Below are 19,342 nucleotides of genomic sequence, written 5' to 3' on the forward strand. Positions count from 1 at the left end.
GCCGGGAGTCCTATCCCGCTGCTGTCGCGATTCCAACAGGGGCGATTGAGGTGATCAGGTTAGACGGGTAATCGCGCGGCTGTTCACGACCACGGTGCCGAGCACGATGTCGTGCAGCAGCCGCTTGCGCTCGTTGAGGAGCGAGACGACCAGCACGAACGGGGTCAGGAACGAGACCGACAGCCAGAAGGCGATGACGTGGGCGGCCGCAAGCAGCGGGTAGACCTTGGCCCCGTACCAGAGCCGCATCTCGATCCCCATCATCCGCATGCCGGGCGTCGCCGAGGACGGCCCGCCGAGGGTGAAGGCGGTGTAGAGCAGCGCGATTGCCTGCCAGAGGATGAAATAGAGCATCCAGCCGAGGCCGAGGGTGAGGAGGCCCAGGAAGAACACCGCGAAGGCGGCGATCATGAACAGCGTGCCGACCATCGCCACGTCGACCACGAACGCCATCGTGCGGCGCCAGCGCAGGCCCTCGAACAGCTCCGGCTGCGCGACCGGATCGAAGACGTCGGCCCGCACGCTGCCGCTCCCGGTGCCGATCACGTCGCTCATCCTCGTCCTCCAAGAAAGGGCATCGCCCATACGGAAAGCGAGATGGGGACGGCGGCCGGGGTTTTCAAACGCGGTGGCCGCGTCGGGCTAAGGCAGCACCTCGTCGGCGGGCAGGCGGACGACGGTGAAGCGGCGCGCTTCGAGTGCTGCGACGATCTCGGCGGCGTGGGCGCCGTCGCGGGTCTCGAAGGAGATGTCGACGGAGGTGCCCTTGGCGGGGACGCTCAGGAAGGTGCGGTGGTGTGACACCTGCAGGATGTTGCCGCCGAGCGCGCCGATGATCGTGGCGATCTCGCCGAGGACGCCGGGGCGGTCGGGCGTCGTCACGCGCACGGCGACGATCTGCTCGGCGCGGGCGAGCTCGCGGATCATGATTCCGGCGAGGACCCGCGGGTCGATGTTGCCGCCGCACAGCACGAGACCGACGCGGCGGCCGGCGAAGCGATCCGGGCTCGCCAGCAGCGCGGCGAGGCCGGCCGCGCCGGCGCCCTCGGCCATCGTCTTCTGCAGTGTCAAGAAGGCGTTGACGGCGCGCTCGAGGTGGACCTCGTCGACCAGCACGACGTCGTCGACGAGGGTGCGGGCGACGGCGAGGGGCAGGCGGCCGACCGCCTTCACGGCGATGCCTTCGGCCAGCGTGTTGCCGCCGCAGGCAGGCTCCTCGCCGCGCAGTGCCGCCCAGAGCGCCGGATAGAGCGCCGCCTCGACGCCGACGATGCGGATGCCGGGCTTCAGGGCCTTCGCCGCCGTCGCCATGCCCGCGATCAGGCCACCGCCGCCGACGGGGACGACGAGGGTGTCGAGGTCGGGGTCGTCGGCCAGCATTTCCAGCGCGACGGTGCCCTGGCCGCGGATGACGTCGAAATCGTCGTAGGGGTGCACCCAGACGAGGCCCTCGTCGGCGGCGATGCGCCCGGCCTCGACCTGCGCTTCCGCCACCGTCTCGCCGGCGAGCACGACGCGGGCCCCATAGCCGCGGGTGGCCGCGATCTTCACGAAGGGCGTCGTCACCGGCATGACGATGGTGGACGGCACGCCGAGGCCGCGGGCGTGGTAGGCGACCGCCTGGGCGTGATTGCCGGCCGACATGGCGATGACGCCACGCGCCCGCTCTTCCGCGGTGAGCGCCGTCAGCTTCACATAGGCGCCGCGCTCCTTGAAGGCGTTGGTGACTTGCAGGTTCTCGTACTTGACGCTGACGGTCGCCCCGGTCAGCGCCGACAGCTTCGGCGCCGGCAGGCAGGGCGTGCGGATGACGCGGCCCTCGAGGAGGGCGGCGGCGTCGCGGACGTCGGCGAGGGTGGGCAGGCGGAGAGGGGTTTCGGTCACAGCAGGGCCACGTCGTATCGGCGGATCATCGTGTCGTCCGTCACCAGCATCAGCCCCTCGGCGCGGGCCTGCGCGATCAGCATGCGGTCGAAGGGGTCGCCGTGCAGGCGGGGGAGGGCGAGGAGCTCGACGGCGTGGGGCGCAAGGATCGGCAGAAGTCCCAGGCCACGGCCGACGGTGTGAGCTTCAATGTCGGCAACGGGAAAGTCCAGCCGCCCGGTCCCGACCTTGATCGCCATCTCCCAGAGGCTGGCGACGCTGAGGAAGACCTCGGAGGCCGGGTCTTCGATAGCCTCGCGCTGCGGCGCGCGCAGCCTCTCCGGCGCGTCGGCCCACCATAGGAAGATGTGGGTGTCGAGCAGCAGCCTCAATCGGCTTCGCCGTTGAAGGCCCGCAGGATGTCGTCCGGCAGCGGGTCGTTGAAGTCCTCGCCGATGCGGATCTGGCCACGCAGAAAACCGCCGAGACGACGCGTCGCTTGCGCCTCCGAGACAGCCACCAGCCGGGCGCGAGCCTTTCCGGCCTTCTCGATGACGATCTCCTCGCCGGCGGCGGCGCGCTCGACGAGCGCCGGCAGGCGCGCCTCGGCGTCCTCCAGGGACACGGTGACGGTGGCGGAGCGGGCGTGTTCGCTCATCGGTCAGTCCCTGCCGGGGCTCGGCATGTCAGGCGGCGGGCTTGCGGGTCCAGTCGCCCGTGCTCGCGCAACGACGATACACCCGCGCTGGGCGGCCGCAAAATTGGGCCCGGCTGCAAACTTGGACCGGCCGCCGGCCGTGCTTCAGTTTGAAGTTTCGGTACGTCGCTCAGTACGGCCGGCCATCCTTGTGGGTGTAGACCCACTGGCCATCCGCACCGAGCGAGGCCTTGAGATCGTCGCGCGGGTAGCTGCCTTCGTCGCCGGCAGAGCGGTCGCCGATCTCCAGATAGACGACGTCACGGTCGGTTCTGTTCACCAGCTGGTGGGCGATGCCTTGCGCGGGAAATCCCGCGCACATGCCGGGGGAAAGAGCGACTTCCTCGGTTTCCGTGACGAGGGTCGGTTCGCCCTCGAGGATGTAGACGAACTCGTCCTGCCTGCTGTGCCGGTGCAGCAGCGCGGATTCACCGCGGGGTGCGAGCCGCGTCAGGTTCACCCCGAAATTCTTCAGTCCGAAGAGGTCGCCCAGGGGTCGCTTCTCCCGCTTCCCCATGCGGGTGAAGAAGGGCTCCGGGTAGGTCGAGGGCTTCGTGCGGACCGGTGCCGACGACGCCACTATGGCGACCGTCCTTGGTGTCTCGCGGTCGCTCATCGGACTCGCCCCGCGTAATGATCGTCCCCTGTCGCGCCGACGGGGCGGGAGCTCGTGCCCGGAAACATCCTCGACAAGGGACAGTCTCCCGGCGGCCTCACATCCCGCGCGTCAGCTTCTCCGCGACGAAGGGGGCGAAGTAGGTCAGCACGCCGTCGGCACCCGCGCGCTTGAAGCCCTGCAGGCTCTCGATCATCGCCCGCTCGCCGTCGAGCCAGCCGTTGAGCTCGGCCGCCCGGATCATCGCGTATTCGCCGGAGACCTGGTAGGCGAAGGTCGGCACGCCGAAGGCGTCCTTCACCCGGCGGATGACGTCGAGATAGGGCATCCCTGGCTTGACCATGATCATGTCGGCGCCCTCGGCGAGATCGAGCTCGACCTCGCGCAGCGCCTCGTCCGAGTTGCCGGGATCCATCTGGTAGGTGCGCTTGTCGCCGAGCAGCGTCTTCGAAGATCCGACCGCGTCGCGGAACGGCCCGTAGAAGGCGGAGGCGTACTTCGCCGCATAGGACATGATGTGGACGTGCTCGAAGCCGCTGACGTCGAGCGCATGGCGGATGGCGCCGACGCGGCCGTCCATCATGTCGGAGGGTGCGATGACGTCGCAGCCGGCTTCCGCCTGCACGAGCGCCTGCTCGACGAGGCAGGCGACGGTGTCGTCGTTGACGATCTCCTCGCCGACGAGCAGGCCGTCGTGGCCGTGGCTGGTGTAGGGGTCGAGGGCGACATCGGTGACGATGCCGAGCTCAGGCACCGCCGTCTTGATCGCCCGGATGGCGCGGCAGACGAGGTTGTCGGGGTTGAAGGCCTCGGTGCCGTGCGGGTCGCGCAGGCCGGGATCGGTGTAGGGGAACAGCGCGATCGCGGGAATGCCGAGCTGGGCGGCGCGCTCGGCCTCGCGGGCGAGCTGGTCGACCGACAGGCGCTCGACGCCCGGCATCGACGGCACGGCCACGCGCACGTTCTCGCCCGAGACGACGAACAGCGGCCAGATCAGGTCGTCGACGGTCAGCGTCGTCTCGCGGACGAGACGGCGCACCCAGGGTCGCCGCCGGTTGCGGCGCATGCGGCGGCCGCCGACGATCTCGGCGACCATCGCGGTCTCGATGCGCAGCCGGGTGCGCACCGCGCTCGCTTCTGCACGCATGGCGGCGACGGCCGTCGCGGCCGTCGGGCCTTCGTCGATGGGGTCTTCCTGGAGCTCTTCCATAAGACGCGACGCTAGACCGGAACGGGAAGGCGCTTCAAGCGGGTCCCGTGCGGCGTTGACGGCAGGTGTCGCCGGCCGTAGGACCGGCGGTGCCGCCGGGCTCCGACCGGCCGCGTGCGAACCGGATCGGCAGGGCGATGACGGACGGCGACGGCGACATCCGGATCGAGCGGCGCGGCAGGCTCGGCCTCGTCACGCTCGACCGCCAGCCGGCGCTGAACGCGCTCACCCACGACATGGTGCTGCGGATGCGCGCCGCCCTCGACGACTTCGCCGTCGATCCCGCGGTCGCGGTGGTGGCGGTGACGGCGGCGCCCGGCCGCGCCTTCTGTGCCGGTGGCGACATCCGCCAAGTCTACGAGATGGGGCGGGCGGGGGATCCCAGCCGCAACCTGTTCTTCCGCGACGAGTACCGGCTGAACGCGCTGATCGAGCGCTACCCGAAGCCCTACGTGGCGCTCGTCGACGGCGTCTGCATGGGTGGCGGTGTCGGTCTGTCGGCGCACGGTCCGCACCGCGTGGCGACGGAGCGGCTCATTTTCGCCATGCCGGAGGTCGCGATCGGCTTCTTTCCGGACGTCGGCGGCACCTACATCCTGTCGCACATGCCGTCGGAGCTCGGCCTCTATCTCGGGCTGACGGGTACCTCGATCCGCCTCGCCGACGCACACCTTGCCGGCTTCGTCACCGATGCCGTCGCGCCGGAGGCCCTGCCATCGATCCTCGACACCCTCGCCGAGACGGGGGACGTCGATGCCGCGCTCGCCGGGCGTGGCGTGCCGATCGGGCCGGCTCCGCTGGCGGACCGGCTGGGGGTGATCGAGCGGGCGTTCTCGGCTCGCGAGGTCGGCGAGATCCTCCTCCGCCTCGACGCCGAGACGGGCGAGCACGCGGCCTTCGCGGCGGAAACGGCGGCGACGATCCGCTCGCGCTCGCCGACCAGCCTCGAGCTCACCTTCCATGCTCTCCGGCGGGCGCGGAAGATGAGCTTCTCCGAGTGCATGGTGATGGAATACCGGCTGCTCTGCCGGATCCTCGAGGGTCACGACTTCTACGAGGGGGTGCGCGCCGCCATCGTCGACAAGGACCGCCGCCCGCGCTGGCAGCCGGCCGATCTCGATGAGCTCGAGGTCCTCGACATCGAAGCCCATTTCCGACCGCCGGCGGGCGGCGACATCGTTCTGGACTGACGGGCATGGCAACGACGACACCGGCGGGAAAAGATGCGGCGGCACCGCCGCCGCGGGCGGGCCTCATGGCCCGGCTGGACGCCTGGCCATGGCCCGCGCTGATCGTCGCCTTCCTGCGCGTCAACGCCGTCATCTGGCTCGCCACCGGCCTCGGGCACTGGGGCCGCATCGTCGGCTACCTGCCGGTCCCCGGCCAGGGTGGCTTCGCCACGCAGTCGATCGACTGGCAGAGCACGACGGTGTTCTACGGCGTCATCGATCTCGTCGTCGCGGTCGGACTGTGGATCGCCACCGCCTGGGGCGTCGCGGTGTGGCTGCTCGCCATCGCCTGCCAGGTCCTGACCCACGGGGCGCTCGCCGAGATCTTCGGAGAACGGCCGTTCCGCCTGCCGTTCTACATCGCGAGCCTCGTCGTCTACGCAGCGATGCTGTTCATGGCGCGCCGCCAGGCCCGGCGGAAGGCGGAGGAAGAGGCGTGAATCCCACGCCGTGGCGACAGGACGTCGCGAGTCGATCGCGAGTCTAGTGGAGCCGGCGGAAGGTCACCGCTGATTCACGTCTGATTCATCCTGCCGCTTAAGCCGCCTTTAGACTCGGGGCGTCCATCCTTTCCTCAAGGACGACCGGACAAATCCGGCATCTCACAGGAAGGCGAAGACGATGTACGCAGGACCGTCGCATGAGACGGCGTCCGGCGGAGGCTACAGGCCTGCGCGCGACGTCGATGTGAAGCCGCTCATCCTCGATGCGGTGATGCTGGTGGAGCGTGTCCACCGCCGTTTCCTCGAAGCGGTGAAGGACGAGCTCGACCGCCTCGGTTGCTCCACCGTCAACGCCGTGCAGGCGGTGCTCTTGTTCAACATCGGCGATTCCGACCTGACCGCCGGCGATCTGAAGGCGCGCGGCTTCTATCTCGGCTCCAACGTCTCCTACAACATCAAGCAACTGGTGGCGGGCGGGCATCTCGTGCAGGAGCGCTGCCGCGACGACCGCCGCGCCGTGCGCATCCGTCTCACCGAGACCGGGCGGCGCGTCGCCGACATCGTCGGACGTCTCTACGAGAAGAGCGCCGGCACCATTGTCGAAGCAGGCGGTCTGCCGCCGGAGGACCTGCGGCAGCTCTCGGTCTACCTGCAGCGCCTCGACCGCTACTGGGACGACCGCATCCGCTTCCGCCTCTGAAACCCCGCCGAAGACAGCCTCGCACCGGCTACGCCCGGCACCATGAAGCCGCCATTTTGTGATGGGAGAGACCTCCAATTAGGCGGCGACCGCCTGCAGCCCACGATCAGGGTCGCGGAACCGGTGCTGGTGGATGTCTGTTAACCACGCCCGTGATAGGCCTCCGCACAGCGGGTGGTACGGGCGGCGTGATCGGCGACGGGAGTCAAGCATGAAGGTCAGCACCGAGCAGGTGAGCGCCGGCGGGCCGCGGGTCGAGCGGGTCGAGCCGACGGCACACGCCGGTCGCGGCGGGGCGTTGACCCGCCGGGGTGTCGCGATGGCGCTGTTCGGCGCGGCGGCGGGGGCGATGTTCGCACCGACGCTCGCCCGCGCGGAGAGCCCGCTGCAGGCGTTGCAGAACTACCAGCTGCGCGCCGAGTGGGCGGACAAGTACGACACCGCCATCGCCGAGCTCAACCAGGTGAAGGGCACGCAGCCGACGCTGTCGCCGATGACGGCGGTGCAGATCGAGCAGTCGATCCCCGTCTACCAGCAGATCGTGGCACGGGGCGGCTGGCCGACCCTGCCCGAGAAGACCCGCCTCAAGCTCGGCTCGCGGGATCGCGCCGTCGGCACCCTGCGCGAGCGGCTGATGATCTCCGGCGATCTCGCGGCCGCGGGTGGTCGCCAGGACACCTTCGATTCCTACGTCGACGGCGCCGTGCGGCGCTTCCAGGTTCGCCACGGCCTGCAGCCGGACGGCATCGTTGGCGGCGCCACCGTGCTCGCCCTCAACGTGCCGGCCGACCAGCGCCTGCGCCAGCTCGAGCTCAACCTCGTGCGCGTTCGCTCGATGTCCGGCTTCCTCGGCGAGCGCTACGTGATGGTCAACATCCCGTCGGCGGAGATCGAGGCGGTCGAGGGCGACGTCGTGCGCTCCCGCCACACCGGTGTCGTCGGCAAGATCGACCGGCAGTCGCCGATCCTCTCGGCGAAGATCCAGGAGATCAATTTCAATCCGTACTGGCACGTGCCGGAGTCGATCATCCGCAAGGACCTGATTCCGAAGATGCTGGCGGATCCGCAGTACCTCGTGAAGAACCGCATCCGCATCTACGACGGCCGGGGCAACGAGCTGCAGGCGACCGACATCGACTGGAACACCGACCAGGCGACGCAGTACCTGTTCCGCCAGGAGCCCGGCGTCGAGAACTCGATGGGTTCGGTGAAGATCAACTTCCCGAACACGCACGCCGTCTACATGCACGACACACCGCAGAAGAGCCTGTTCGGCCAGAATGCCCGGTTCCATTCCTCCGGCTGCGTGCGCGTGCAGAACGTCCGCGAGCTCGTCTCATGGCTGCTCGAGACCAATCCGGAGTGGCCGAAGAGCCGCATCGACGAGGCGATCCGCACCGGCGAGCGCATCGACGCGAAGCTGCAGGCGCCGGTCCCGGTCTACTTCAACTACGTCACCGCCTGGGCGACGCAGGACGGCATCGTCCACTTCCGCGACGACATCTACCAGCGCGACATGGGCGACGCGGTCGCGATGAACACGACCGGCGCTCCGGTCGCCGAGGAAGCCTACTTCCAGCTTCCGCAGTAACGCGCCTGGCGCCTCGACCGGCGCAGAGTTCACGGCCGCGGGCTGAAAGGTCCGCGGCCGTCTTCGTCTCCGCGGGCCACTCCCGGTGCGACGTCGCCTACGCCGCCCCGCGGTGTCGCGTCCGTGCTTGGTTCACCCGGGCGCCCATGCTAAGTGCGCTTCGACCCGGCGGACGGCATCCGCCGATCGCGCCGGCGGCCCGGGGAAGGGCCGTTGCCGCGTCCGTAACGACCCTCGTTGGAGCGAGTTGACATGGCCACGGTCACCGCCGCCGTTCGGGCCGCCGAAAGCGGCTTCTTCACGCGCCCCCTCGATCAGACGGATCCCGAACTGTTCGGCGCCATCCGCTCCGAGCTCGGCCGCCAGCGCGACGAGATCGAGCTGATCGCCTCGGAGAACATCGTCTCCCGCGCGGTGCTCGAGGCGCAGGGCTCGGTGCTGACCAACAAGTACGCCGAGGGCTATCCCGGCCGGCGCTACTATGGCGGCTGCCAGTATGTCGACGTCGCCGAGACGCTCGCCATCGAGCGGGCGAAGCAGCTGTTCAACGCCGGCTTCGCCAACGTCCAGCCGCACTCGGGCGCCCAGGCGAACCAGGCGGTGTTCCTGGCGCTGCTGCAGCCGGGCGATGCCTTCATGGGTCTGGATCTGGCCGCGGGCGGTCACCTGACCCACGGCGCCCCGGTCAACCTCTCCGGCAAGTGGTTCAAGCCGGTGCCCTATCACGTCAACCGCGACGACGAGCTGATCGACTTCGGCATGGTCGAGCGCCTCGCTCGCGAGCACAAGCCGAAGCTCATCATCGCCGGCGGCTCCGCCTATCCGCGCGTCATCGACTTCGCCCGCTTCCGGGCGATCGCCGACGAGATCGGCGCGCTGTTCATGGTCGACATGGCGCACTTCGCCGGTCTCGTCGCCGGCGGTGTGCACCCGAACCCGCTCGACCACGCCCACGTCGTCACCACCACCACCCACAAGACGCTGCGCGGCCCGCGCGGCGGCATGATCCTGACCAACGACGAGGCGCTCGCCAAGAAGTTCAACTCGGCCGTCTTCCCGGGCCTGCAGGGCGGCCCGCTGATGCACGTTATCGCGGCGAAGGCCGTTGCTTTCGGCGAGGCGTTGCAGCCGTCCTTCAAGCTCTACGCGAAGCAGGTGGTGGAGAACGCCAAGGCGCTCGCCGAGACGCTGACGGGCCACGGCTTCCGCATCGTCTCCGGCGGCACCGACACCCATCTCGCCCTCGTCGACCTCCGGCCGAAGGGCCTGACCGGCAAGGTGTCGGAGCTGGCGCTCGGCCGCGCCCACCTCACCTGCAACAAGAACGGCATTCCCTACGACACCGAGAAGCCGATGGTGACGTCGGGCATCCGCCTCGGCACGCCGGCCGGCACGACCCGCGGCTTCGGCGTCGCCGAGTTCCAGGAGATCGGCGACATGATCGCCGAGGTGCTGGGGGTGCTGTCGCAGAAGGGCGTCGAGGCCGACGGTCTGGTCGAGGAAAAGGTGCGCGGCCGCGTCAAGGCGCTCGTCGACCGCTTCCCGATCTACGGCTGAGCAGGAGCCGCGAAACCCCCGATGCGGTGCCCCTATTGCGGCGGCGAAGATACCCAGGTGAAGGACTCGCGCCCGAGCGAGGACAACACCGCGATCCGCCGCCGCCGCGTCTGCGTCACCTGCGGGGGCCGCTTCACCACCTTCGAGCGGGTGCAGCTGCGTGAGCTGATGGTGGTCAAGCGCTCGGGCCGGCGCGTGCCGCTCGACCGCGACAAGCTCGCCCGCTCGGTGGCGATCGCGCTGCGCAAGCGGCCGGTGGAGCCGGAGCGGGTCGAGCAGATGGTCTCCGGCATCGTCCGCCAGCTCGAGAACCTCGGCGAGAGCGAGGTGACCGCCGAGCAGATCGGCCACCTTGTCATGGAAGGTCTGAAGGCGATCGACGATGTCGCCTATGTGCGCTTCGCCTCCGTCTACCGGAACTTCCGCGAGGCCAAGGACTTCGGGGTCTTTCTCGATGAGCTCGCCTCTCGCGGCGAGGGCGAGACCGGCGGCCGGGACTGATCTCATGCAGGCTGTGAAGGGGCGGGGCGCGAGCCCATCGCCCGACGAGGATCGCCGCTGGATGAGCGCGGCGCTGGCGCTCGGCCGGCGCAATGCCGGTCGCGCGTGGCCCAATCCGGCGGTGGGCGCAATCATCGTGCGCGATGACGGCGACGGACCGCGCGTCGTCGGCCGCGGCTGGACCGCGCCGGGCGGACGGCCGCACGCCGAAACGGTCGCGCTCGCGCAGGCGGGGGCGCTCGCGCGCGGGGCGACGGTCTACGTCTCGCTGGAGCCGTGCTCCCACGTCGGCCGGACCGGGCCGTGCAGCGTCGCGCTGATCGAGGCGGGCGTCGATCGCGTCGTCTCCACCCTCGAGGATCCCGACATACGGGTGGCCGGCGACGGCCACCGGATGCTGCGCGAGGCCGGCATCGCCGTCACCACTGGCGTTTGTGCCGCGGAAGCGGCCCGCGAGCACGCCGGACACATCCGCCGTGTCCGCGACGGCCGCCCGCACGTGCGCCTGAAGCTCGCCGTTTCCGCCGATGGATTCGTCGGCCGCTTCGGCGAGCGCCAGGTGCCGATCTCCGGCGACGCCGCCCGCCAGGCCGGCCACGCACTGCGCGCCACCACCGACGGCATCCTCGTCGGAGTCGGCACGGCGCTGGTCGACGACCCGCTTCTCACCTGCCGGCTGCCGGGGCTCGCCGGGCGATCGCCGGTGCGCATCGTCCTCGACACCCATGGCCGGCTGCCGGTCGATTCGGCGCTGGTGCGCTCGGCCCACGAGGTGCCGCTGTGGGTGATCGCCGGCGGCGTCGCCGACCCGCGCCGCCTTGCGGAACTGGAGGCGACCGGCACCACCGTCATCGCCGCCCCGCTCACCGCCGAAGGGCGGATCGACCTCGGAACGGCGCTCGTCGCGCTCGCCGAACGCGGACTGACGACGCTGCTGGTCGAGGGCGGCCCGCGTGTCGCCACCGGTCTGCTCGAGGCGGGGCTCGTCGACGAGATCTTTCTCGTGCGGGCGCCCGATCCGATCGGCGGCGACGGCGTACCGGCGTTCATCGGCCGCTCGGTCGAGGACGTGCTGGCGGACCCGGCGTTCGTGTTGCTGAACGACCGGCCCCTCGGGGAGGATCGGCTCGTGCATCTCTGGCGGAAGGACTGAGCGCCATGTTCACCGGCATCGTCACCGACGTCGGCACCGTCGTCTCCGTCGTGGAACGGGAGACGGTGCGCCGCCTCGAGATCGACAGCGCCTACGATCCGGCCGGTATCGCCATCGGCGCCTCGATCGCCTGCAGCGGCGTCTGCCTGACCGTGGTCGAGGTCCGGCCGCACGCCGGCGGCGCCCGCTTCGCGGTCGACGCGGCACCGGAGACGCTGGCGCTGACGACGGCGGCCGACTGGCGGGCTGGCACGCGCCTCAACCTCGAGCGGGCGCTGCGCATCGGCGACGAACTCGGCGGCCACATCGTTTCCGGCCACGTCGACGGCCTCGCCGAGATCGTCGTGCGGGAAGAAGTGGGGGAGGCGACCCGCTTCGACTTCCGTGTGCCGGCACAGCTCTCCCGCTTCATCGCCGAGAAGGGCTCGGTCTGCCTCGACGGTACCTCGCTGACGGTGAATGCCGTCACCGGCGACGTCTTCTCGGTGCTGCTCATCCCGCACACGCTCGCCGTCACCACCTGGGGCGAGCGGCGCGTCGGCGACCGCATCAACCTCGAGATCGACGTGATGGCGCGCTATGTGGCGCGGCTGGCGGAGGCGGGAGCGGCGGCGCAGGCCACGCCGCCGGCATAGCAGGTCTGCACCGGGCGGAGCCGGCTGCGACCCCGCGCGGCTGGACAATCGGGTGGCGCCATGGTTCGAGTGCGCCCCGCGGCGACGGCCTCCGTCGCCGCCCAGAATTCTGAAGAGGCCGCCGCCATGGACGACGATCAGCCGAACCTTCTCGTCATCGACGCGCGCTTCTACGAGGACATCGCCGACGCCCTGGTTTCCGGGGCGACGCAGGCGCTGCAAGCCGCCGGCGCGCGCTATGAGCGCCTCTCCGTGCCCGGCGTGCTGGAGATCCCCGCGGCTCTGTCGATGGCGCTGATCGCGGCGGAAGAGGGCGGCACCGAGTATGACGGCTACGTGCTGCTCGGCTGCGTCATCCGCGGCGAGACGAGCCACTACGACATCGTCGCCAACGAGTCGGCCCGCGCCGTGATGATGCTGACGATCGACGAGGGGCTCGCCCTCGGCAACGGCATCCTGACGGTCGAGAACGGCCCGCAGGCGTGGGCGCGCGCCTCCGTCGACGGCAAGGACAAGGGCGGGGCGGCTGCGAAGGCGGCGCTCGCCATGATCGCCGTCCGGTCGAAGCTCGGGCTCTGAACCGCGATGGCTGATCCGGCGAAGACGTCGCGCGAGACGCGGCCGGCCAACCAGCGCGGCGTGGCGCGGCTCGCCGCCGTGCAGGCGCTCTACCAGATGGAACTCGCCGGCACCGACATCGCCGACGTCGTCGCCGAGTTCGAGGCCTTTCGCCTCGGCAAGGAGATCGACGGCGAGCAGTACCGCTCGGCGGATGCCGGCTGGTTCCGCGACCTGGTCGGCGGCGTCGTGGCGGAGCAGCGGGCGATCGACCCGTCGATCCACGCTGCACTCGCGCACGACTGGCCGCTCGCCCGCGTCGACGCGACGCTCAGGGCGATCCTGCGCGCCGGCGTCTACGAGCTGCGCCACCGTCCCGACGTGCCGGCGCGCGTCGTCATCACCGAATATGTCGACGTCGCCAAGGCGTTCTTCGCCGAGGACGAGCCGCGCATCGTCAACGCGGTGCTCGACCGGCTGGCCCGCGAGGTGCGGCCGGAGGAGTTCACCCCGGCGGCCCCGGGGTCGTGAGCGGGACCGCCAGCGCGCCGCGCTCCGGCGAGGATGCGCTGATCGCGCGCCATTTCGCGCCGCTCGCCACCGCGGCGGGGGCTCTCGCTCTCACCGACGACACCGCCTTCTACATGCCGCCGCCGGGCTTCGACCTGGTGCTGACCAAGGACGCGGTGGCGGCCGGCATCCATTTCCTGGCCGACGATCCCGGTGCCACCGTCGCCCGCAAGGCGCTGCGGGTGAACCTCTCCGATCTCGCCGCAAAGGGCGCCACGCCCGTCGGCTACCTGCTGGCGCTCGGCCTGCCGGACGGCTGGACGGAAGCCTGGCTCGCCGACTTCGCCGCCGGCCTCGCCGCCGACCAGCAGACCTATGGCGTGTCGCTCTATGGCGGCGACACCATCCGCACCGTGGAGCGCGCGGTGATCTCGATCACAGCCTTCGGCCTTGTGCCGACCGGCGGCATGGTGCGGCGGGGCGCGGCGCAGGCGGGCCACCGCATCGTCGTCACCGGCACGATCGGCGACGCCGCGATCGGACTGAAGCTCCGGCTCGACGCCGGCCTCGGTGGCCGGCTCGGGCTGGCGGCGGCCGACGCCGACCACCTCCTCGACCGCTACGCCCACCCGCAGCCGCGGGTCGCTGCGGCCGCTGTCGTGCGCGACCACGCCCGGGCGGCGATGGACGTGTCCGACGGCCTCGTCGGCGACCTCCGCAAGATGGCGACGACCTCGGGCGTCGCGGTCCGCCTCGATGCGGCGCGGGTGCCGCTGTCGCCGGCCGCCGCCGCGGCCGTGGCGGCCGATCCGGCGCTGCTGGTGACGGCGATCACCGGTGGCGACGACTACGAGATCGCCGCCGCCGTCCGGCCGGATGCGGTGGCGGCCTTCCTCGATGGCTGCGCCGCCGCCGGTGTGGCGGCGACCGAAATCGGCGAGGCTGTCACCGGCGAGCCGGGTGTCACGGTCACCGGCGGCGACGGCGCGAGCCTCGGCATCGAGCGCGGGTCCTTCTCGCATTTCTGACCCGACGCGGCGGCGGACCCGGCCTATGGTGGAGCGCCGGGAACTGCGCGCCGTGATCTGCGCGCCGCGGACCGAGTTGCGTTAGGAGCCTCTGGCAGATGACGACGGCGGCCGCTGCGATCCCGGACGGCGACCGGCTGGCGAAGCGCAACGCCGTCGTGCTCGCCGGCGCGCAGGCGATCGGCGGCGCCACTGCCTCGATCACCATCGCCACCGGCGGGCTCGCGGGCCACTACCTGCTCGCCGAGGACAAGTCGCTCGCGACGCTGCCGATCACCTGCTTCGTCGTCGGCACGGCGGCGACGTCTATACCCGCGGCGATGCTGATGCGCCGGATCGGCCGGCGCGCCGGCTTCATGGTCGGCGCCGTCGTCTCGGTCATGGGCGGGGCGGCGGCGTCCACCGCCATCCTGATGGGCTCCTTCCTCGGCTTCTGCCTGGCGGTGGCGCTCGGCGGCGCCTCGCAGGCCTTCGTCCAGCAGTATCGCTACGCCGCCGCCGACACGGCGAGCGACGCCTTCAAGCCGAAGGCGGTGTCGTGGGTGCTGTTCGGCGGGCTCGCCGCCGGCATCGTCGGGCCGCAGACGGTGATCCTGACCCAGGAGCTGTTCTCGCCGGTGCTGTTCGCCGGGCCGTTCGCAGCCCAGGCGGTGCTGGCGACCGCCGCCTGCCTGGTGCTCGCCTTCCTGCGCATCCCGACGCCACCGCCGCCCGACCCGACCGTGCCGGGCCGGCCGCTGCGGGCGATCCTGCTCGAGCGCCGATTCCTTGTCGCCGCCGCCTGCGGGGTCTCGGCCTACGCGCTGATGAACCTCGTGATGACGGCGGCACCCCTCGCCATGGTCGCCTGCGGCCTCAGCCACACGCAAGCTGCGCTCGGCATCCAGTGGCATGTGCTGGCGATGTTCGCGCCGAGCTTCGTCACCGGCAGCCTGATCGTCCGCTATGGCGCGCACCGGGTCGTCGCGGCCGGGCTGATGATTCTCGCTGCCGCCGGCCTCGTCGGCATGAGCGGCCTCGCGCTCGCGAACTTCTGGGGCGGGCTCGTGCTCCTCGGCCTCGGCTGGAACCTCGGCTTCGTCGGCGCCACCGCCATGGTGGTGCGGCTGGCGCGGCCGGAGGAACGGGCGCGGGTGCAGGCGGCCAACGATTTCCTCGTCTTCGGCTTCGTCGCGGTGGCCTCGCTCGCCTCCGGCCGGATCCTCGACGCCGCCGGCTGGGCGATGGTCAATGGCGTGACCATTGCCATCGTCGTGGCGTGCACCGCGCTGCTGATCGTCGACGCGACGACCGGAAAGCCGCGCACCGCCTGAGTTTAGAGCGGCTCCGGACGACTTGCGAATTTGGACGAAAGCGTGGCGGCGGCCCCTTGACGGCCTTCCGGCCGGGGGGCACGTTGCCCCACCACCGCGGACGGCGGCCTGAAGTCCGCCCGCGGTCCAGCCAATATCGAAGCGCTCCGCGGGCGTCCGACCCGGCAACAACGAGAGCGCCGCTCCACGGAGGAATTATGCCCGCTCTCGGCTTGGTCATTGTTTGCGGTCTGCTGTCGATCGCCTACGGCATCTGGGCGGTGCGCTCGGTGATGGCGGCTGACGCCGGCACCCCGCGCATGCGCGAGATCGCCGCCGCCATCCAGGAAGGCGCCCAGGCCTACCTGGCCCGCCAGTACACGACGATCGGCATCGTCGGCGTGGTGATCTTCATCATCGTCGCCTTCCTGCTGTCGATCACCGTCGCCATCGGCTTCGCCTTCGGTGCGATCCTGTCGGCGGCCGCCGGCTACATCGGCATGCTCGTCTCGGTGCGCGCCAACGTCCGCACCGCCCAGGCCTCGACGAAGAGCCTCGCCGCCGGCCTCGACATCGCCTTCAAGTCGGGCGCGGTCACCGGCCTGCTCGTCGCCGGCCTCGCCCTCCTCAGCGTCGCCATCTACTACGCCGTCCTGACGGTGGGTCTCGGCTACGCCTCCAACGACCGCACCGTCATCGACGCCCTGGTGGCGCTCGGCTTCGGCGCGTCGCTGATCTCGATCTTCGCCCGCCTCGGCGGCGGCATCTTCACCAAGGGTGCCGACGTCGGTGGCGACCTCGTCGGCAAGGTGGAAGCGGGCATCCCGGAGGATGACCCCCGCAACCCGGCGACGATCGCCGACAACGTCGGCGACAATGTCGGTGACTGCGCCGGCATGGCGGCCGACCTGTTCGAGACCTATGCCGTCACGCTCGTCGCGACGATGGTGCTGGGCTCGATCTTCTTCGCCGGCACGGCCTTCGCCGAATCCTCGATGATCTATCCGATGGCGATCGGCGCGGTCTGCGTCATCACCTCGATCATCGGCACCTTCTTCGTCAAGCTCGGTGCCAGCCAGTCGATCATGGGGGCCCTCTACAAGGGCTTCATCGCCACCGCCGTCCTGTCGCTGATCGCCATCTTCCCGATCACCATCCTGGTGTTCGGCGGGCTGGACACGGTGCTGACCACGTCGGCGGGGGTGTCCTTCACCGCGCTCAGCCTGTTCCTCTGCGGCCTCGTCGGCCTCATCGTCACCGGCCTGATCATCTGGATCACCGAGTACTACACGGGCACGGGCTTCCGGCCGGTGCGCTCGATCGCCCAGGCCTCGGTCACCGGCCACGGCACCAACGTCATCCAGGGCCTTGCCGTCTCGCTCGAGGCGACGGCGGTGCCGGCGATCATCATCATCGCCGGCATCCTCTTCGCCAACAGCCTCGCCGGCCTCTACGGCATCGCCATCGCGGTGACGACGATGCTGGCGCTCGCCGGCATGGTGGTGGCGCTCGACGCCTTCGGCCCGGTCACCGACAACGCCGGCGGCATCGCCGAGATGGCGGGCCTGCCGAAGGAGGTGCGTGTCACCACCGATGCCCTCGACGCCGTCGGCAACACCACGAAGGCGATCACCAAGGGCTACGCCATCGGCTCGGCCGGCCTCGGTGCGCTGGTGCTGTTCGCCGCCTATACGGAGGACCTGAAGTTCTTCGCCTCCACTGCAACGGAGACGCAGCACAGCTACTTCATGGGCCTCGGTGCGATCGACTTCTCGCTGTCGAACCCCTACGTCGTCGTCGGCCTGTTCTTCGGCGGCCTGTTGCCGAACCTGTTCGCCGGCATCGCCATGACGGCGGTCGGGCGGGCGGCCGGCGCGGTGGTCGAGGAGGTGCGCCGGCAGTTCCGCGAGAAGCCGGGCATCATGACCGGCAAGGACCGGCCGGACTACGGCCGCGCCGTCGACATGCTGACCAAGGCGGCGATCCGGGAGATGATCATCCCGTCGCTGCTGCCGGTGCTGTCGCCGATCGTCTGCTTCTTCGTCATCAACGCCATCGCCGGCAAGGCGAATGCCTTCGCAGCGCTCGGCGCGATGCTGCTCGGCGTCATCGTCACGGGCCTGTTCGTGGCGATCTCGATGACGGCGGGCGGCGGCGCCTGGGACAACGCCAAGAAGTCCTTCGAGGACGGCTTCGTCGACAAGGACGGGGTTCGCCACATGAAGGGCTCCGAGGCGCACAAGGCGTCGGTGACCGGCGACACCGTCGGCGATCCCTACAAGGACACCGCCGGCCCGGCCGTGAACCCGATGATCAAGATCACCAACATCGTGGCGCTCCTGCTGCTGGCGGTGCTCGCCCACTGAGATGGGGTGTCGTTTCGCCGCCGGTTCGCGCCGGCGGCGGTGACATTGGCAACAGCCTTGTCTAGGTTCGCGGCGGTCCGCCCCGGAGGGGCCGGGCCGCCGCTGCCGTTTCGGCCACACCGCGAGCGAAAGCAGGGAACCGCCGCGTGCTTTATGTCCACATCGGCCTGCATAAGACCGGCACGTCGACGATCCAGCGATTCTTTCGCCTGAACACGGCGCTCACCGAGCGGCACGGGCTCGCCTTTCCCGACCTCGGCTTCGACAGCCGCACCCACGGGGGCGTCATCGCCGCCCTGCGCGACATCGAGAAGGGCGACGCCTCCGGCGAGGCGGTGTTCGAGGCGATCGACCGGCTGGCCGACGTCGATGGCCGCTCCTACCTCCTGTCGACCGAGAACTTCGAACTGATGCCGCCGCGGCGCATCGAGATGTTCGCCGAACGCATCCGCCGTCGGCACGACGTGCGTGTCCTCGCCTATGTGCGCGACCTGACGCGGCTGATGCCGTCGGTCTATGCCCAGCGCACCAAGAAGGGCAGGAACCTCCGCGACATCGATACCTTCTTCGCCATGACCGAGGACTGGAAGCGCTTCCGGGTGAGCGAGCTCATCGGGCGCTGGGGCGAGGTCTTCGGCTGGGACAAGGTGCGGGTCCGTCCGCTGGACCGCGAGGCGCTGAACGGCGGTGACCTCGTCAGCGACGCGGTCGCCGCGGTCGGTCTGCCGCCCCCGGTGATCGAGGAGGCGCCGGCGGGGACGCGGGAGACCTTCAACGCCTCGCCGCCGTGGGAGGCGGTGGAGACGCTCCGCGCGATCTACGCGGCCATCGACGCCGCCGGCCTGGACTGGGACCGGCTGGGGCGCAGCAACCGCGTGCAGCGCAAGACCTTCAGCGAGCCGGGCGGCGAGCAGGGGGTCGTCTACAAGATCAACCGCCTCGAGGATGCCTGTGCGGAGGCGGCCGTGGCGGCGGGCGGTGGCGGGCGCGTGCAGTACCTGACGCCGGAGCAGTGGTCGGCCCTGCGGGCGCTGTACATGGCGGAGATCGAAAAGCTGAACGCTCACCTCGATCAGCCGATCGTCATTGCCGACGAGAGGGCGCCCGGGGAGCGGCCGTTTCTGCCTGCCTATGCTGAGATCGGCGAGCCGGTGCGGCGGGCCATGGCCGAGCGGCTGCTCGGCGGACCGCCCGTGACGGCGCTTCCACAGCCGGTTGCGGACGTGGTGCGACAGGTGCTCGGCGCGTAGCCCTTTCGCAACGCTTGCGGCCCGCCGGCCGAATCCATCGGCGCGCGCTCTTGGTCACAAACCCGTGATCACCAAACTTGCTGTTGCCTTGGCAACCCGTTTTCCACCAGCAAGGGGTTAACGCCGGGGGAGGCAACAGGAAA

The 19,342-nt window shown here is 70.4% G+C and carries 20 protein-coding genes; 14 read left to right on the top strand and 6 right to left on the bottom strand.

Annotated elements, in window-relative coordinates; genetic code table 11:
- Positions 1–54: 54 nt before the first annotated feature.
- The 6 genes from RUR49_RS07145 to hemB all read right to left on the bottom strand — a co-directional run bounded on the left by RUR49_RS07145 (position 55) and on the right by hemB (position 4,272).
- Positions 55–555, bottom strand: a complete 501-nt coding sequence (locus tag RUR49_RS07145) for an RDD family protein (protein ID WP_409145682.1) — start codon at positions 553–555, stop codon at positions 55–57.
- Positions 556–642: 87 nt separating this feature from the next.
- The gene (locus RUR49_RS07150) at positions 643–1,884 is read right to left on the bottom strand and encodes a threonine ammonia-lyase (protein WP_409145683.1); all 1,242 of its coding nucleotides are present in this window, start codon (positions 1,882–1,884) and stop codon (positions 643–645) included.
- Entirely contained in the window at positions 1,881–2,255 is a 375-nt protein-coding gene (locus RUR49_RS07155; RefSeq protein WP_409145684.1) for a type II toxin-antitoxin system VapC family toxin, read from the bottom strand. Before RUR49_RS07155 ends, RUR49_RS07150 begins: the two co-directional genes overlap by 4 nt.
- Positions 2,252–2,521 carry a type II toxin-antitoxin system Phd/YefM family antitoxin gene (locus tag RUR49_RS07160; protein ID WP_409145685.1) on the bottom strand — a complete coding sequence of 90 codons (270 nt, stop codon included), beginning with the start codon at positions 2,519–2,521 and terminating at the stop codon, positions 2,252–2,254. Before RUR49_RS07160 ends, RUR49_RS07155 begins: the two co-directional genes overlap by 4 nt.
- Positions 2,522–2,690: 169 nt before the next feature.
- The gene (locus tag RUR49_RS07165; protein ID WP_409145686.1) at positions 2,691–3,176 is read right to left on the bottom strand and encodes a cupin domain-containing protein; all 486 of its coding nucleotides are present in this window, start codon (positions 3,174–3,176) and stop codon (positions 2,691–2,693) included.
- A 97-nt stretch (positions 3,177–3,273) separates the two neighbouring features.
- Positions 3,274–4,272, bottom strand: a complete 999-nt coding sequence (gene hemB / locus RUR49_RS07170; RefSeq protein ID WP_409146344.1) for a porphobilinogen synthase — start codon at positions 4,270–4,272, stop codon at positions 3,274–3,276.
- A gap of 251 nt (positions 4,273–4,523) precedes the next feature.
- On the opposite strand from hemB, the gene RUR49_RS07175 reads away from it, so the two are divergent.
- The 14 genes from RUR49_RS07175 (at position 4,524) to RUR49_RS07240 (ending at position 19,199) form a co-directional block, all read left to right on the top strand.
- Complete coding sequence (locus RUR49_RS07175; protein ID WP_409145687.1) at positions 4,524–5,576, top strand: enoyl-CoA hydratase/isomerase family protein; 1,053 nt, start codon at positions 4,524–4,526, stop codon at positions 5,574–5,576.
- Between the two features lie 5 nt (positions 5,577–5,581).
- Positions 5,582–6,055 (top strand): DUF6163 family protein, encoded by a 474-nt coding sequence (locus tag RUR49_RS07180; protein ID WP_409145688.1) that lies wholly within the window; start codon positions 5,582–5,584, stop codon positions 6,053–6,055.
- A 181-nt stretch (positions 6,056–6,236) separates the two neighbouring features.
- A complete protein-coding gene (locus RUR49_RS07185; protein WP_409145689.1) occupies positions 6,237–6,758 on the top strand; it encodes a MarR family winged helix-turn-helix transcriptional regulator in 522 nt (173 codons plus the stop codon).
- A gap of 319 nt (positions 6,759–7,077) precedes the next feature.
- Positions 7,078–8,349 carry a murein L,D-transpeptidase gene (locus RUR49_RS07190; RefSeq protein WP_409146345.1) on the top strand — a complete coding sequence of 424 codons (1,272 nt, stop codon included), beginning with the start codon at positions 7,078–7,080 and terminating at the stop codon, positions 8,347–8,349.
- Between the two features lie 252 nt (positions 8,350–8,601).
- A complete protein-coding gene (gene glyA / locus RUR49_RS07195; RefSeq protein ID WP_409145690.1) occupies positions 8,602–9,906 on the top strand; it encodes a serine hydroxymethyltransferase in 1,305 nt (434 codons plus the stop codon).
- 21 nt (positions 9,907–9,927) lie between these two features.
- Positions 9,928–10,407: a transcriptional regulator NrdR gene (gene nrdR, locus RUR49_RS07200; RefSeq protein ID WP_409145691.1), complete on the top strand. Its 480-nt coding sequence runs from the start codon at positions 9,928–9,930 to the stop codon at positions 10,405–10,407.
- Between the two features lie 4 nt (positions 10,408–10,411).
- Positions 10,412–11,560, top strand: a complete 1,149-nt coding sequence (ribD, locus tag RUR49_RS07205) for a bifunctional diaminohydroxyphosphoribosylaminopyrimidine deaminase/5-amino-6-(5-phosphoribosylamino)uracil reductase RibD (protein ID WP_409145692.1) — start codon at positions 10,412–10,414, stop codon at positions 11,558–11,560.
- Positions 11,561–11,565: 5 nt separating this feature from the next.
- Positions 11,566–12,195 (top strand): riboflavin synthase, encoded by a 630-nt coding sequence (locus RUR49_RS07210; protein ID WP_409145693.1) that lies wholly within the window; start codon positions 11,566–11,568, stop codon positions 12,193–12,195.
- Positions 12,196–12,321: 126 nt separating this feature from the next.
- The gene (ribH, locus tag RUR49_RS07215; protein WP_409145694.1) at positions 12,322–12,774 is read left to right on the top strand and encodes a 6,7-dimethyl-8-ribityllumazine synthase; all 453 of its coding nucleotides are present in this window, start codon (positions 12,322–12,324) and stop codon (positions 12,772–12,774) included.
- Positions 12,775–12,780: 6 nt separating this feature from the next.
- Positions 12,781–13,284, top strand: a complete 504-nt coding sequence (gene nusB, locus RUR49_RS07220) for a transcription antitermination factor NusB (protein WP_409145695.1) — start codon at positions 12,781–12,783, stop codon at positions 13,282–13,284.
- On the top strand, positions 13,281–14,291 hold the full coding sequence (gene thiL / locus RUR49_RS07225) for a thiamine-phosphate kinase (RefSeq protein ID WP_409145696.1): 1,011 nt from the start codon (positions 13,281–13,283) through the stop codon (positions 14,289–14,291). Before nusB ends, thiL begins: the two co-directional genes overlap by 4 nt.
- Before the next feature lie 98 nt (positions 14,292–14,389).
- A complete protein-coding gene (locus tag RUR49_RS07230; protein WP_409145697.1) occupies positions 14,390–15,604 on the top strand; it encodes an MFS transporter in 1,215 nt (404 codons plus the stop codon).
- Positions 15,605–15,801: 197 nt separating this feature from the next.
- The gene (locus RUR49_RS07235; RefSeq protein ID WP_409145698.1) at positions 15,802–17,949 is read left to right on the top strand and encodes a sodium-translocating pyrophosphatase; all 2,148 of its coding nucleotides are present in this window, start codon (positions 15,802–15,804) and stop codon (positions 17,947–17,949) included.
- Between the two features lie 146 nt (positions 17,950–18,095).
- Complete coding sequence (locus tag RUR49_RS07240; protein ID WP_409145699.1) at positions 18,096–19,199, top strand: hypothetical protein; 1,104 nt, start codon at positions 18,096–18,098, stop codon at positions 19,197–19,199.
- Positions 19,200–19,342: the final 143 nt, after the last annotated feature.

The organism is Pseudoxanthobacter sp. M-2, from assembly GCF_046156265.1.
Lineage (GTDB): Bacteria > Pseudomonadota > Alphaproteobacteria > Rhizobiales > Segnochrobactraceae > CAMDHY01.